The sequence below is a fragment of the Pollutimonas bauzanensis genome (genome assembly GCF_900129885.1).
Lineage (GTDB): Bacteria > Pseudomonadota > Gammaproteobacteria > Burkholderiales > Burkholderiaceae_B > Pollutimonas > Pollutimonas bauzanensis.
In genome coordinates, this window is the sequence record NZ_FQXE01000001.1 from 476,911 (window position 1) to 491,072 (window position 14,162).

Genomic DNA, 14,162 nt, shown 5'->3' on the forward strand with positions numbered 1-14,162 from the left:
TGATTATGTTCAAACCCCTGCGTATTTTGCAAGCTACTTCTGTTTTCCTGTTGATCGCCGGTTGCGGCACCACCCAGACCTCCGCCCTTACGCCCGCCCGGCAGCAAGCCGCGGCAGCCGGCGCCCCGCTCGAAAGCCAGCCCGCAAACCAGGCCCCGCCAAGCGCCACTAGCCCCAGCCCTTCGATCCAGTCGGGAACGTCCAGCGCCGATGGCGGCGGCTTCTTGCTGGCAAGCGGCGAACTCGTCCCCGACATCCAGGCCTACGCGCTGGAGGTGTCCCGGACGCGCCACATTCCCTTGCCCCATGTCGCCGCCATCCTGCGGAACGCCCAGTACAGCGCCACCGCGGCAAGGCTCATGGCGCCCGCCAAGGCCCGCATACGGCGCAGCTGGGTGACTTACCGCAACCGCTTCGTCGAGCCGGTGCGCATCAATGGCGGCGTCGAATTCTGGTCCGAGCACAAGGCCACGCTGGACCGGGCGGCGCGCGACTATGGCGTGCCGCAATCCATCATCGTGGCCATCATCGGTGTGGAAACCATATACGGCCGCAACACCGGCAATTTCCGCGTGCTCGACGCCCTGGCCACCCTGGGCTTCCGCTATCCCGACAGCAGCCGGCCCGAGCGCAGCCAGCTGTTCCGCGACCAATTGGCGGACCTGATACAGCTGGATTATGAGAAAAAGCTGGATGCGCGCGTGGTCCAGGGATCATTCGCCGGCGCCATAGGCTTGCCGCAATTCATGCCGGGCAGCCTGATGCGCTATGCGGCCGACGGCGACAATGACGGCCGCATCGACCTGCTGGCCAGCGTGGACGACGCCATCGTGTCCGTCGCCAGTTTCCTGAGGCAGCACGGCTGGGAGCCGGGTCTGCCGGTTTTTGCGCCGCTCGTCCTGCCCGCGAACCCGCAGGCTTTGGTGGCGGGCGGACTGTACCCCACCTATGACTGGACGGCTTTGCAGAACCAGGGCGCCACGCTGCGGCCCCAGGCGGGAAACCGCGTCGATAACGGTACGGCTCAGGGCGGGCCAGCGCCGGCCGGCGCCGCGGCCAACTGGAAGAATTACAAGCTGGGCGTGGTCGACCTGCTCGACGAGCCGCGCAAGCTGGCTGAATACCGGGCCGGGACGCCGAACTTCTTCGCGATCACCCATTACAACCGCAGCTATTTCTACGCCACCTCGGTGGCTGACCTGGCGCAGGCGCTGGCGGACCGCATGGGTTATGGCGGCCCGGACTGATCATGGCGAAGCGGGCTAATTGAAGACGCCGGTGGACAAATAACGATCGCCGCGGTCGCAGACGATGAACACGATGGTGGCGTTTTCGACCCGGGCCGCCACACGCATGGCGGCCACCAGGGCGCCGGCCGATGAAATGCCGCCGAAAATGCCTTCCTCGGCCGCCAGGCGGCGCGCCATGCCTTCGGCTTCCGCCTGGCCTATCGATTCGAATTCGTCGACCTCGGCCGGCTGGTAGATGGCGGGCTGATAGGCTTCAGGCCATTTGCGTATGCCGGGAATCTGCGCGCCTTCGGCGGGTTGCGCGCCCACGATGCGGACGGCGGGATTGCGCGAGCGCAAATAGGCCGCCACACCCATGATGGTGCCGGTAGTCCCCATGGCGCTGACGAAATGGGAGATGCGCCCGTCGGTTTGCTGCCACAATTCGGGGCCCGTGCTTTCGAAGTGCGCGCGGGGATTGTCGGCATTGGCGAACTGATCCAGCACCTTGCCCTTGCCTTCGGCCTGCATCCTGGTGGCCAGGTCGCGCGCGTATTCCATGCCGCCCTGGCTGGCCGGCGTAAGAATGAGCTGGGCGCCGTAGGCCGTCATCGAGGCGCGCCGTTCGACCGAGAGGTTGTCGGGCATGATGAGTATCATCTTGTAGCCGCGCACCGCGGCCATCATGGCCAGCGCAATACCGGTATTGCCGCTGGTCGCCTCGATGAGGGTATCGCCCGGCCTGATATCGCCACGCTCTTCGGCGTGGCGGATCATGGAGCTGGCCGCGCGGTCCTTGACCGACCCCGCCGGGTTATTGCCTTCCAGCTTGGCCAGAATGACATTGCCGCGCGGCTCGCCCACGCCGCCCGGAATGCGTTGCAGACGCACCAGCGGCGTGGCGCCTATGGTGTCTTCGATGGTGAGGTACTTTTTCATGCGGGAAATCATACACCGATCAGGCTTACGCCGGCATAAAAACCCGTCAACCCGACGGGCAAACGGCGCGCCGGCGGCGCCATTCCGGGCAAGTTAGGGCGATTTTTTCAGGGCGCGCGGCGCGGCGCCCGTCCTGCCCGGCTTGCGGGCCGCGTCGGCGCCGCCTGGTTCCAGCCTGGCCCCGGACCCGCCGGATGCCGTCGCATCCTGGGATGGGTCGGGCGGCTTGCCGGCCCCCTGCCCGCCCAAAGTCAGGCCCGCCGCCTGCAGGCTGACGGCCTTCTTGGGGCCTATGCCCTTGACGCGCTCGGAAAGGTCCGCGAATGATTCATAGCGCCCGCCGCGCGCGCGTTCGTCTATGATGGTCTGCGCTGTTTTGGGGCCTATGCCGCGCACGCTCTCGAGCTGTTCCTGGGTGGCGCTATTGACATCGATGGCATGCGCGGCGCCGGGCGCGACAACGCTGGCCAGCATGCCCGCCCGGGCAAGCAATGCGCCCGCCGGCAAGGCGCCCGCCTGGGGCAGCCCCAGGCTGGTTGCCAGGCCCATGGCGCCCAGCGCCCATCCCACCAGCGAGCGGCGTTTTTTCCTGCCGCCGGCGCCCGGCGCGCCTGCCGCGCGGGGCGAGGCGCCCCGCGCCAAGGGATGGGCCACGGTGGATTCGGTAAAAGGGTTCATTTGCAGCCTCCGAAAAAAGGGAACGGAAGCGCGGCGTAGTCGACGGATGCGGCCACCTGATTCGATCCGCGCTTCCTGACTGCAATGATCGCGGCATTGCGGGCCGGCGCATAGCCGGCCGAAACGCAATAGTCCATGCGTAGACTTACCGTAAGCTAAATGCGCCCTTGCCCGAGCAGCGCCGTCACATAGGCCGCCACGCCGGTCTGCACATCGCGGAAAGGCCTGTCGTAGCCCGCGCCGCGCAGCTGCGACAGGTCCGCTTCGGTGTGGCTCTGGTAGCGGCCCTTGAGGTCATCGGGAAAGGGGATGTATCGAAGCAGCTGGCGGTCCACCAGCTCGGCCAGGGACAAGGCCGGCTGGTTCTTATGGACGCGCAGGGTATTGACCACGGTGCGCGCCACATCGTTGAATGGCTGCGCCCGCCCGGTGCCGCAATTGAAAATGCCAGATTTTTCGGGGTGGTCCAGAAAGAACAGGTTTACGTCGACGACGTCGTCCACGTAGACGAAGTCGCGCAACTGGCCGCCGTCGGCATAGCCGTCCCATCCGCCGAAAAGGCGCACATGGCCTTGCTCCTGGAACTGGTTCATGTTGTGGAAAGCGACCGACGCCATGCGGCCCTTGTGCTGCTCGCTGGGGCCGTATACGTTGAAATAGCGCAAGCCGACCACCGGGGCCGTCAGGGTCTCGAGATGGCGGCGCAGCACCTGGTCGAACAGGAACTTGGAATAGCCGTAGACATTCAAGGGCGATTCATACAGCGCGTCTTCGACGTAGACCGGCCCGGCGCCGTACACGGCTGCCGACGAGGCATATAGCAAAGGTATGTGCTTGGCCTGGCAAAACTGGAACAGCTCGAGCGTGACGCGGTAGTTGTTGTCGAGCATGTAGCGGCCATTGCGCTCGGTCGTGTCGGAACATGCTCCCTGGTGCAGGATGGCTTCGATATTGGCAAGCTGGCCGCGCGCGATGCGCTCGCGGAACTCGTCCTTGTGCATGTAGTCCGCGATCTGGCAATCGACCAGATTGACGAATTTGTCGCCCTCGGTCAGGTCGTCGACGACCAGGATGTCGGTATGGCCGCGGCGATTCAGGCCGCGGACGAGATTGCTGCCGATGAAGCCGGCGCCTCCGGTGACGATTATCATGATAATTCCTCTGCTGTAACGACCGATGTGCCCAGCTTGCCGACGACGACGCCGCCGGCGCGATTGGCCCAGCGGACCGCGTCAAACCAGTCCAGGCCAGCGGCGCGCGTGACCGCCAGCGTAGCCAGCACCGTATCGCCGGCGCCGGACACATCGAATACTTCGTGCGCATGGGCGTCGGTATGCTGGCGCCCATCCTTGGTGAACAAGGTCATGCCCTGCTCGGAGCGCGTCACCAGCAAGGCATCGAGCCCGAGGTCGACGCGCAATTTCTGGGCGCGTTCCTCGAGTTCCTGCTCGGTCTGCCAGCGGCCCACCGCCTCTTGCATTTCGGCCCGGTTGGGCGTGATCATGGTGGCGCCGCGATAGCGCTGGTAAAGATGCCCTTTGGGGTCGACCAGGATGGGAACGCCGGCTTCGCGCGCCATGCGGATCAAGGCGTCGACCTGCGCAAGCGCGCCCTTGGCGTAGTCCGACAGCACCAGGATGTCGTGCTGCGCGACCAGCTCGCGCGCGCGCGATTCAAGCTCGGCAAGGCCTTGCGCGCCCGGCCCTTCTTCGAAGTCCACCCGCAAGAGTTGCTGCTGGCGCCCCAGTACGCGCATTTTCAGGGTGGTCGGCGCCACCGGGTCGGTCACCAGGCAGGGGTGGATCCCGGCCTCCAGCACCAGCGCCCTGACCTTGTCGCCCGCTTCGTCGTTGCCGACCAGGCCCAGCAGGCTGGCCTGCGCCCCGAGCGCCACGATGTTGCGCGCCACGTTCGCGGCGCCGCCCAGGCGGTCCTCGCGCCGGGCCACCCGCACCACCGGCACGGGCGCTTCGGGCGAAATACGCTCGACCTCGCCGAACCAGTAGCGATCCAGCATGACATCTCCCGCGACCAGGATTCTTACACGGCTTACCGCCTGTGCCGGAAACAGCGTCATTTCATTTCCTCCAGGCGCCGCGGCTCGTAGGTTTCCCAGGAATTGCAGCCCGGGCACTGCCAATAAAAGTTGCGCGCTTCGAAGCCGCACACGCGGCATGAATAGCGATCCAGGCGCTGCGTATGTTTATGGATCAGGGAGCGCAAGAGGCTCAGGTCAGCGCCCGCCGCGATATCCACGGCCGTGGCGACCGAGGCGATGGCATTGCCGCCCGGCGCGCCGGCGCCCGCCGGTGCGCCGGGGGCCGCGGATGCCTGGGCGCTGGCCAGTTCGGCCTCCAGCAGGCGGTCCAGCCCCAGCAAGGAGGGATGGGCGCGCAAGGCCTCGCGCGCAAAAGCCCAGGCCACCTTGTGGCCTTCCTGCGCGCGCAGCTCGCGAAACACCACATTGAATGTGTCCAGCGAGGGGTAGCGCATATAGTGATTGCGCAGCAACTGCAGCCCTTCCACCTGCTGCCCCATGCGCCTGTAGCTTTCCAGGATGTCGGCCGCCACGAGGCTGGCATATTCCGGCGCGATGTTCAGCACCGACACCAGGTAGCTCAGTTCGCGTTCCGGCTTCTGGTTGAGCCTGGCCAGGTGCGCGCGCAGCATGGCGATCCGGGCTTCCGAAGCCTGGCCGCGCGCCTGGCCCCGCATGGCGCCTGCCGCGTTGTCGGCGGCGTCCAGCGCCTCTTCGGCGGCCGGATTATTCGGCGGCTTGACGGCCATGGCCGCCACCGCGCGTTCGCACTGGTAATGCACCAGTTGCGGCACCGGCTCATCGACCAGGGCGCGCAAGCGCTTGACCGCTTCGATCGCCCGCGGCCAGTCGTGTTCGGACTCGTAGATGCGGATCAGGGCCCTGACGGCGGGCACGGCGAAACGCGTATCGAGCACCTGTTCGAACGCCTGCTCGGCGCGATCCAGCATCCCGGCCTTCAGAAAATCCTGCGCCAGCTCGTGCTGGGCGGTTTCGCGGTCGGCTTGCGCGAGGTCGGCGCGCGACAGCAGGCTTTGATGCACCCGTATGGCCCGCTCCATTTCGCCGCGGCGGCGAAACAGGCTGCCCAGGGCGAAATGCAGTTCGGTGGTTTCGGGGTCGAGCTTGGCCACCTCCACAAAAGCGTCGATGGCGCGGTCGGGCTCTTCATTGAGCAGGAAGTTGAGCCCCTTGAAATAAGAATTCGGCAGGGTGCGCGTTTCGGAAAGCATTTGCCGGATGTCGACGCGCGCGGCTATCCAGCCCAGCGCAAACAGCAAGGGCAAAAAAATCAACCACCAGGGTTCAAAATCCACTCTTGACCTCAGATAATTTACAGGGGCGCCAGAGGCGCAACCGTTTCAGGCGCCAGGGCCTCGCCGGGAACATTGGGATGCCTGAGCTGGTCTTCCAGGCGCGCCACGTCGCGCCTGAGCTTGCTCGCCTCGCGGCGGCGGCGCATGATGGACGGCGCGGCGATCAGCAGGCCGAAGACGACGCCCAGCACGAAGACGGCCAGCATCACCACGATCAGCGGCACACCCGTTATGACATGATCGGCGAAAAAATTGACGTCGACCGGGCCGGTGTTTTTAAGGGCGAACATCAGGACGACGATGAACACCAGCAGTCGCAATATCCAAACCAGATAGCGCATAACGAATACTCCAATAAACCAGGATTTCGACAATTGTAAGGGGAATCGCCGGCAATGCTTTCAGAGCGCGAAATAAAAACGGGCCCTCGCAATGGAGGGCCCGTAGACGTCCTGCAGCGAAGCCGGATTATGCGCCGTTGGCGCTGATCCGCTCCCCCTCTAACCGTGCATGATGCGCGTGTCGAATTGCCCCAACGTGAAGGCGGATTCGCCCGCCGCCTTGACTTCCTCGTCGTAGGCGGAATCGACGCGCTCGCGCAATTCCTTGCCGGCTTTGAAGTGCGGCACCTGTTTGCCAGGCACCATGACTTTTTCACCGGACTTCGGATTGCGGCCAACGCGCGGCGAGCGTTCGGACAGGGAAAAGCTTCCGAAACCGCGGATCTCGATGCGCTGACCGCCGGCCAGGGCCTGGGTCATCGCGTCGAGCACGGTCTTGACAGCATAATCCGTGTCGCGCACTGCCAGTTGCGGGTAGCGACTGGCGAGTATCGCTATCAGTTCTGACTTGGTCACACCAATTAACCGTCGTCGCGCTGCTGATCAAGCTTGGCTTTGAGCAAGGCACCCAGATTGGTGGTGCCCGACGAAGCGCTGGCGTCGGACATGCGCTGGATGGTGTCGGCGGTTTCGGCGGTGTCGCGCGCCTTGATCGACAACTGGATCGAGCGCGTCTTGCGGTCGATGTTGACGATCATGGCTTCGACGTTCTCACCGGCCTTGAGCGCGGTGGTGGCGTCTTCCACGCGGCCCGTGGAGATTTCCGATGCGCGCAGGTAGCCTTCGACGTCAAGCGACAGCGTCACCACGGCGCCCTTGGCCTCGACCGACTTGATGACGCCAGGAACCACGGCGCCCTTGTCGTAGGTTGCAACGAAGTTGTTGAACGGGTCGCCTTCCAGCTGCTTGATGCCCAGCGAGATGCGTTCCTTGTCGGTGTCGATGCCCAGGACCACCGCGTCGATTTCGTCGCCCTTCTTGAAGTTGCGCACGGCTTCTTCGCCGGTTTCGGTCCAGGACAGGTCGGACAGGTGCACCAGGCCATCGATGCCGCCGGGCAAGCCGACAAACACGCCGAAGTCGGTAATGGACTTGATGGCGCCGCGGACCTTATCGCCGCGCTTGAAGTTGATGGAGAACTCTTCCCAGGGATTGGCGCGGCACTGCTTCATGCCCAGCGAAATGCGGCGGCGGTCTTCGTCGATTTCCAGGACCATGACTTCGACTTCTTCGCCCAGGGTGACTACCTTGCGCGGATCGACGTTCTTGTTGGTCCAGTCCATTTCGGAGACGTGCACCAGGCCTTCGATACCGGCTTCGACTTCAACGAATGCGCCGTAATCGGTAAGGTTCGTGACCTTGCCGAACAGGCGCGTGCCTTGCGGGTAGCGGCGGGCGAGGCCGACCCATGGATCTTCGCCCAGCTGCTTGACGCCCAGCGAGACGCGGCTTTTTTCCTGGTCGAACTTGAGCACTTTGGCTTCGACTTCCTGGCCCACTTGCAGGACTTCGGAAGGATGGCGGACGCGGCGCCATGCCATGTCGGTGATGTGCAGCAAGCCGTCGATGCCGCCGAGGTCGACGAATGCGCCGTAGTCGGTGATGTTCTTGACGACGCCCTTGACCACGGCGCCTTCGCTGAGGGTTTCGAGCAGTTTCTGACGCTCTTCGCCCATGCTGGCTTCAAGCACCGAGCGACGCGACAGCACAACGTTGTTGCGCTTGCGGTCAAGCTTGATGACCTTGAACTCCATGGTCTTGCCCTCGTAGGGCGTGGTGTCCTTGACGGGACGCAGGTCGACCAGCGAACCGGGAAGGAAGGCGCGGATGCCGTTGGTCATGACCGTCAGGCCGCCCTTTACCTTGCCGGTGATGGTGCCGGTGACCATTTCGCCGGACTCGAGGGCCTGTTCCAGTTGCAGCCAGGCCGACAGGCGCTTGGCCCGGTCGCGCGACAGGATGGTGTCGCCATAGCCGTTTTCGAGCGAATCAATGGCGACCGAGACGAAATCGCCAGGCTGGACTTCGAGCTCGCCCTGATCGTTCAGGAATTCTTCAAGGGGTATCAGGGCCTCGGACTTGAGGCCGGCATTGACCACGACGAAATTGTGATCGATGCGCACGACTTCGGCGGAAATGACCTCACCGGACTTCATGTCCTGGTTTTTGATGCTTTCGGCAAACAGGTCGGCAAAGCTTTCACCGCCAGAGGCGGCAGGGGTGGAAATGGTGGACATTAAATGAAATCCATAAGCCAGGATGGCTGTTAAAAACACACCAGGGCAGACGCCCCAGTGGAGTAGAAAATAATTCCGAGCGGCAGATGTGGCAATGCTGCTATTGTGCCGCCGGGAACCCCAGACTCGACCAGAAATCGAGCACTACATTGACCGTTTCATCGATACTTAAAGCTGACGAATCGACCGTTTTGGCATCTGCCGCCGCAAGCAGCGGCGCATTCGCCCGTGTGCGGTCGCGCTCATCGCGCTCTCGCATGTCTTCCAACAAGCGCGTTAGGTTAGCAGAAAACCCCTTTTCCTTCAACTGCTTACAGCGCCTTTCCGCCCTCGCGCGCACATCGGCCACTAAAAATATCTTCAAGGGCGCGTCCGGAAACACCACTGTGCCCATGTCGCGCCCGTCGGCGACCAGCCCGGGCGCCAGCCGGAAGGCCCGCTGGCGCTCCAGCAAAGCCTGCCGCAAGGGCGCGTAGGCGGCGATTTTCGAGGCCAGGTTGCCGACGCTTTCCTGGCGGATCAGGCCGGCCACATCGATACCCGACAACAGCACCTGCTCCCCCTGGAACGCCACGTCCAGGCGCTGCGCCGCCTGCGCCACGGCGTTTTCGTCGTCCTCGTCCACGCCCTGCTGCTGCACCGCCAGGGCGGTCAGGCGATAAAGCGCGCCGCTGTCGAGCACCGCCCACCCCAGCGCCTGGGCCACCCGGTGCGCGATCGTGCCCTTGCCCGAAGCCGTGGGGCCGTCTATGGTGATGACGGGAATCCTGGCCGCGGCGGCGCTCATGCCCGCACCAGCCCGCGGAAGACCGAAAAATAATCCGGAAAGGTCTTGCTGACGCAGCCCGGGTCGAGAATGGTGACCGGCACGGGCCCGAATGCGGCCAGGGAAAAGCACATGGCCATGCGGTGGTCGTCGTAGGTGGCTATGCTGGCCGGCTTCCATTGCGACGGCGCCAGCGGATATACGCGTATCCAGTCGGGGCCGGATTCCACCTTGGCGCCCAGCTTCTCCAGTTCGGTATGCATGGCGTGGATTCTGTCGGTTTCCTTGACCCGCCAGCTGCCGATATTGCGCAGCGTGCAAGGCCCGTCCGCATACAGGGCCAGCGCGGCGGCGGTCATGGCCGCATCGGGTATCAGGTTGAAATCGCGGTCGAAAGCCTTGAGCCTGCCGCCCTGCGCCACCCGCGGCCCGCTGACCTCGATGGAGTCCGGATGGCGTATGACGCTGGCTCCCATCGCTTCGATGACATCGGCGAATGCCATGTCGCCTTGTATGCTTTGCGAGCCGGCGCCGTGGATATGGATGGGGCCGCCGCCTATGGCGCCCAGGGCCATGAAATACGATGCCGTGGAGGCGTCGCCTTCGATGTGGACCTGGCCCGGCGAGCGGTAGCGCGCGCCCGCGGGCACGATGAAGCGCTGCCATCCCTGGCGTTGCACCTGGACGCCGAATTGCGCCATCAGGTTCAGCGTGATCAGGATATAGGGCTTGGAAATCAATTCGCCTTCGACGTCGATGAGCAGGTCATGCTCCGCCTGCGCGGCGTAAATGGGGGCCGCCAGCAATAGCGCCGTCAGGAACTGGCTGGACACCGAGCCCTTGACCTTGACCGGCTGGCGCGCCTGGATCGCGCCCTGCCCGATATGCAGAGGCGGGTAGCCGGGATTGCCCTGGTACTGGATGTCCGCGCCCAGCCCGGCCAGCGCATCGACCAGGTCGCCTATCGGCCTTTCATGCATGCGCGCGACCCCCGACAAGCGGTAGTCGCCGCCCATCAGGGCCAGGGCCGCCGTCAGCGGCCGGAATGCCGTGCCGGCATTGCCCAGGAACAGGTCCGCCTGGCGTACGGCGAACGGGCTGCCGCCCCGCAGCCGCGCCCGGCCCGGGCCCGCGTCCTCGACCGCCACGCCGAGTTGCCGCAGCGCCGCCAGCATCACGCGCGTATCGTCGGAATCGAGCAGACCGTCGAGCTGCGTCGCGCCATCGGCCAGGGCCGCCAGCAGCAGCACGCGATTGGATATGCTTTTCGATCCGGGAAGATGCACCTGGCCAGCCGCAAGGCTGACGGGTGGCAAACACAAGCTGGGACTCACTGTCATGTCAAACCGCTCCTGCTACCCCAAAAGCGGCGAGCCAGCGCCGCGCGTTCCAGAAAATCCTGCAATTGGTCGCCGTCGGCATCCTGCAAAGCCTGTTCGGCGCGCCCCAATGCGGCCTTGACCTCCTGCAATTCAGACAATACCGCCGAGCGGTTGGCCAGGAAGATGTCGCGCCAGATCTCGGGCGAACCGGCGGCAATCCGCGTAAAGTCGCGAAACCCGCTGCCGGCCAGGGTCATGCGCAAATCGGAATCGTGCGCGCCTGCCACCTGCCACATGAACACCGAGGACAGCAGGTGCGGCACGTGGCTCACCGACGCCAGTATCGTGTCATGGACCTCGGCGTCCATGGCCATGACGCGCGCTCCGCAGCATTCCCATACGCGCGTCAGATAGGCCTTGGACGCGCTGGTGTTTTCCTCGAGCGGCGTCAGGACCACCGTGCGCCCGCGGTACAGGCCGGCTTCGGCCGCTTCGGGACCGGTGCGTTCGGCGCCGGCTATCGGATGCCCCGGGATGAACTGGCCGATGCGTTCGCCCAGCACGGCGCGGGCCACCGCCGCCACGTTGGCCTTGGTGCTGCCGGCGTCGGTAACCAGGGTGTCCGGGCGCAAATGAGGCTCGAGGCGGGAAAGCACCGCTTCCGTGGCGCCTACCGGCATGGCCAGAAAAATCAGGTCCGCCTGCTGCGCCGCCTGTTCCAGGCTCGCGACCTCGTCGATCAGGCCCAGGTCGCGCGCCTGCGCCAGCGTGGCCGCCTGGCGCCCCACCCCCAGCACGCGGCCCACGCCGGCCCGATCGCGCAGCGCCGCGGCGAACGAGCCGCCTATCAAACCCACGCCGACCACCGCCAGGACCGGCACGAGGGGCTCGGCAGGCTCGCGGGAAGCCGCGCTCATGAGCCGCAAAGAAGGCAATCGGCCAGGGCCGCGCCCGCGGCCGCGCTTTCAAGGATGTCAATATTCATGCGTAGCCCCGTCTTTACTGGCTGGGATAAGATCCCAGCACTTTGAAAAAAGCGACCTGTTTTTTCAGGTCGGCCAAAGCCTGGGCCACTGCGGGCTCGTTGCGGTGGCCTTGCAGATCGACATAAAAATAGTATTCCCACTGCCCGGTGCGGGCTGGCCTGGATTCCAGGCGCGTCATGGAGACCTTGTTGGCGGCCAGGGGCGCCAGCATGTCGTACACCGCGCCGGCGCGGTTCGGCACCGCCAGGATGATGCTGGTTTTATCGTTGCCGCTGGGCAAGGTTTCTATGGCGCCCACGGCCAGGAAGCGCGTGCGGTTTTGCGGGTCGTCCTGTATGCCCGAAGCCACCACCTGCAGGTCCCAGGCCTGCGCCGCGGTAGCGCCGGCGATGGCGGCCACCGTGGCGTCCTGCGCGGCGAGGCGCGCCGCCTCGCCGTTGCTGGAGGCCGCGTCGCGGGCCAGCTTGGGGTAATGCTGCGTCAGCCAGGCCTGGCATTGCGCCAGCGCCTGCGGGTGGGCCATGATGCGCGTCACGCCGTCCAGCGTGCCCGACTGCGTCATCAGGTTGTGATGGATCTTGATGGAGCGCTCGCCCAGCACCTTGAGGGGGGAATTCAGCAACAGATCCAGGGTGCGGTTCACCGCGCCTTCGGTGGAATTTTCCACAGGCACCATGCCCACGTCCGCCTGGCCCGCTTCGACCGCGCGGAACACTTCATCGAAGGAATCGCAGCGCAGGCGGGTTACCGCGTGGCCGAAATGCTCGAGCGCGGCCTGTTCGGAAAACGAGCCCTGCGGCCCCAGATAGGCGACCGTCAGCACGCTTTCCAGCCCGCGACAGGTGGAGATGATCTGGGTCCATACCGCGTCTATGGCCTGGGCGGTGAACGGACCCTGGTTCAGCGCCTGCAGGCGGCGTATGACCATTGCCTCGCGCTCGGGCTTGAGCACCGGGCCATCGAGGTCGAAATCCTCTTTGATCTTGCCGACTTCCTGCGCCGCCACCGCGCGCTGGTTCAGCAGATCGAGGATCTGTTCATCGAGCGCATCGATTTGCTTGCGCACGGGCAGCAAACGCGCTTGTAAAGAATTATCCATGGCGGCGCTCAAAATCCTGCATGTATGAAATCAGCGCCTGCACCCCTTCCAGCGGCACCGCGTTATAGATGGAGGCGCGCATGCCGCCGACGCTTTTGTGGCCCTTGAGCTGCATCAGCCCGGCGGCGTCCGCCTCGGCCAGGAAATCGCCGTTCAAGGTTTCATCGCGCAGGAAAAACGGGGCGTTCATGCGCGAGCGCGAGGCGGCATGGACGGGGCTGAGATAAAAGTCCGAAGTATCCAGATACGAGTACAAGGCCCGCGCCTTGGCGGCGTTGGCCGCTTCGATGGCGGCCACGCCGCCCTGCTTCTTGAGCCACTTGAACACCAGGCCGGCAATATAGATCGCATAGGTCGGCGGCGTATTGAACATGGAATCGGCGCCCGCCACATTCGCGTAGTCGAAGGCCGAGGGGCAGACAGGCAGGGCGTGCCCCAGCAAGTCCTTGCGCACGATGACCACCGTAACGCCGGCCGGCCCCGCATTCTTCTGGGCGCCGGCATACACCATGGCCGCCCTGGAAAAATCGATGGCGCGGGACAGGAAGTGCGACGAGGCGTCGACCACCAGCGGCACATCGGGCGCGCCCAGCGCGGCCATGTCCGGCCAGTCGGAAAACTCGACTCCGCCTATGGTCTCGTTGCTGCACAAATGCAGATAGGACGCATCGGGCCGCAGCGTCCAGGTATCCGCGCCGGGAAACCAGGTCCAGGGAGCCTGCGCAATGCCGTCCAGGACCTGCTCGGTGCCGCTGGAGGCGGCTATGGCGATGTCGCCATAGCGCTGCGCTTCCTTGTGCGATTTGTTCGACCAGATGCCCGACAGGATATAGTCGGCCTTGCCCGAGCCGCCGCGCGCTATCAGGTTCAGCGGCACGATGGCGTTCTCGGCGGTGGCCCCGCCCTGCATGAACAGGACTTCGTAGTCATCGGGCACCGCCAGCAGTTCGCGCAGGTCCGCTTCGGCTTCGTCCCGTATCTGGGTGAACTGCCGGCCCCTATGGCTCATTTCCATTACCGACATGCCGCAGCCATGCCAGTCGGTCATTTCGGCAGCGGCTTGCTGCAGCACTTCCAGCGGCAAGGCCGAGGGGCCTGCCGAAAAATTCCACGGGCGCATCAGCTCTTATCCTCGGAATCGTCTTGATGGGAATCGTCTTGATGGGAATCGTCTTGATGGGAATCGTCTTGATGGGAATCGTCTTGATGGG

At 64.7% G+C, this 14,162-nt stretch carries 14 protein-coding genes; 1 reads left to right on the top strand and 13 read right to left on the bottom strand.

Going from position 1 to position 14,162, the window contains the following annotated elements; genetic code table 11:
* The first annotated feature begins 5 nt into the window (after positions 1-5).
* The gene (gene mltB, locus BUB23_RS02345) at positions 6-1,247 is read left to right on the top strand and encodes a lytic murein transglycosylase B (RefSeq protein WP_073101446.1); all 1,242 of its coding nucleotides are present in this window, start codon (positions 6-8) and stop codon (positions 1,245-1,247) included.
* A gap of 15 nt (positions 1,248-1,262) precedes the next feature.
* Here mltB and cysM read toward each other — a convergent pair whose 3' ends face one another.
* The 13 genes from cysM to serC form a co-directional block, all read right to left on the bottom strand.
* Complete coding sequence (gene cysM / locus BUB23_RS02350; RefSeq protein WP_073101646.1) at positions 1,263-2,168, bottom strand: cysteine synthase CysM; 906 nt, start codon at positions 2,166-2,168, stop codon at positions 1,263-1,265.
* 93 nt (positions 2,169-2,261) lie between these two features.
* Positions 2,262-2,846, bottom strand: coding sequence for a ComEA family DNA-binding protein (locus BUB23_RS02355; RefSeq protein ID WP_084135641.1), 585 nt, complete (start codon positions 2,844-2,846; stop codon positions 2,262-2,264).
* 155 nt (positions 2,847-3,001) lie between these two features.
* Positions 3,002-3,997 (bottom strand): ADP-glyceromanno-heptose 6-epimerase, encoded by a 996-nt coding sequence (gene rfaD / locus BUB23_RS02360; RefSeq protein WP_073101447.1) that lies wholly within the window; start codon positions 3,995-3,997, stop codon positions 3,002-3,004.
* Entirely contained in the window at positions 3,994-4,923 is a 930-nt protein-coding gene (gene rfaE1 / locus BUB23_RS02365; protein ID WP_073101448.1) for a D-glycero-beta-D-manno-heptose-7-phosphate kinase, read from the bottom strand. The genes rfaD and rfaE1 overlap by 4 nt, the downstream gene beginning before the upstream one ends.
* Positions 4,920-6,200 (bottom strand): lipopolysaccharide assembly protein LapB, encoded by a 1,281-nt coding sequence (lapB, locus tag BUB23_RS02370; protein WP_073101449.1) that lies wholly within the window; start codon positions 6,198-6,200, stop codon positions 4,920-4,922. Before lapB ends, rfaE1 begins: the two co-directional genes overlap by 4 nt.
* A gap of 17 nt (positions 6,201-6,217) precedes the next feature.
* Complete coding sequence (locus tag BUB23_RS02375; RefSeq protein ID WP_073101450.1) at positions 6,218-6,541, bottom strand: LapA family protein; 324 nt, start codon at positions 6,539-6,541, stop codon at positions 6,218-6,220.
* Between the two features lie 159 nt (positions 6,542-6,700).
* Positions 6,701-7,057, bottom strand: a complete 357-nt coding sequence (locus BUB23_RS02380; RefSeq protein WP_073101451.1) for an integration host factor subunit beta — start codon at positions 7,055-7,057, stop codon at positions 6,701-6,703.
* A 5-nt stretch (positions 7,058-7,062) separates the two neighbouring features.
* A complete protein-coding gene (gene rpsA / locus BUB23_RS02385) occupies positions 7,063-8,778 on the bottom strand; it encodes a 30S ribosomal protein S1 (RefSeq protein WP_073101452.1) in 1,716 nt (571 codons plus the stop codon).
* Positions 8,779-8,878: 100 nt separating this feature from the next.
* The gene (gene cmk, locus BUB23_RS02390) at positions 8,879-9,565 is read right to left on the bottom strand and encodes a (d)CMP kinase (RefSeq protein WP_073101453.1); all 687 of its coding nucleotides are present in this window, start codon (positions 9,563-9,565) and stop codon (positions 8,879-8,881) included.
* Positions 9,562-10,884, bottom strand: a complete 1,323-nt coding sequence (aroA, locus tag BUB23_RS02395) for a 3-phosphoshikimate 1-carboxyvinyltransferase (protein ID WP_073101454.1) — start codon at positions 10,882-10,884, stop codon at positions 9,562-9,564. The genes cmk and aroA overlap by 4 nt, the downstream gene beginning before the upstream one ends.
* Entirely contained in the window at positions 10,881-11,783 is a 903-nt protein-coding gene (locus BUB23_RS02400; RefSeq protein ID WP_073101455.1) for a prephenate dehydrogenase, read from the bottom strand. The genes aroA and BUB23_RS02400 overlap by 4 nt, the downstream gene beginning before the upstream one ends.
* An 82-nt stretch (positions 11,784-11,865) precedes the next feature.
* On the bottom strand, positions 11,866-12,951 hold the full coding sequence (gene pheA, locus BUB23_RS02405) for a prephenate dehydratase (protein ID WP_073101648.1): 1,086 nt from the start codon (positions 12,949-12,951) through the stop codon (positions 11,866-11,868).
* Positions 12,944-14,071, bottom strand: a complete 1,128-nt coding sequence (gene serC / locus BUB23_RS02410; protein ID WP_143160848.1) for a 3-phosphoserine/phosphohydroxythreonine transaminase — start codon at positions 14,069-14,071, stop codon at positions 12,944-12,946. Before serC ends, pheA begins: the two co-directional genes overlap by 8 nt.
* Positions 14,072-14,162 lie beyond the last annotated feature (91 nt).

Coding starts and splice junctions, on each gene's coding strand:
- rfaE1 (WP_073101448.1), bottom strand. CDS start 4,923: ATGACGCTGTTTCCGGCACAGGCGGTAAGCCGTGTAAGAATCCTGGTC.
- rfaD (WP_073101447.1), bottom strand. CDS start 3,997: ATGATAATCGTCACCGGAGGCGCCGGCTTCATCGGCAGCAATCTCGTC.
- mltB (WP_073101446.1), top strand. CDS start 6: ATGTTCAAACCCCTGCGTATTTTGCAAGCTACTTCTGTTTTCCTGTTG.
- rpsA (WP_073101452.1), bottom strand. CDS start 8,778: ATGTCCACCATTTCCACCCCTGCCGCCTCTGGCGGTGAAAGCTTTGCC.
- aroA (WP_073101454.1), bottom strand. CDS start 10,884: ATGACAGTGAGTCCCAGCTTGTGTTTGCCACCCGTCAGCCTTGCGGCT.
- cmk (WP_073101453.1), bottom strand. CDS start 9,565: ATGAGCGCCGCCGCGGCCAGGATTCCCGTCATCACCATAGACGGCCCC.
- pheA (WP_073101648.1), bottom strand. CDS start 12,951: ATGGATAATTCTTTACAAGCGCGTTTGCTGCCCGTGCGCAAGCAAATC.
- BUB23_RS02375 (WP_073101450.1), bottom strand. CDS start 6,541: ATGCGCTATCTGGTTTGGATATTGCGACTGCTGGTGTTCATCGTCGTC.
- BUB23_RS02355 (WP_084135641.1), bottom strand. CDS start 2,846: ATGAACCCTTTTACCGAATCCACCGTGGCCCATCCCTTGGCGCGGGGC.
- BUB23_RS02400 (WP_073101455.1), bottom strand. CDS start 11,783: ATGAGCGCGGCTTCCCGCGAGCCTGCCGAGCCCCTCGTGCCGGTCCTG.
- serC (WP_143160848.1), bottom strand. CDS start 14,071: ATGCGCCCGTGGAATTTTTCGGCAGGCCCCTCGGCCTTGCCGCTGGAA.
- cysM (WP_073101646.1), bottom strand. CDS start 2,168: ATGAAAAAGTACCTCACCATCGAAGACACCATAGGCGCCACGCCGCTG.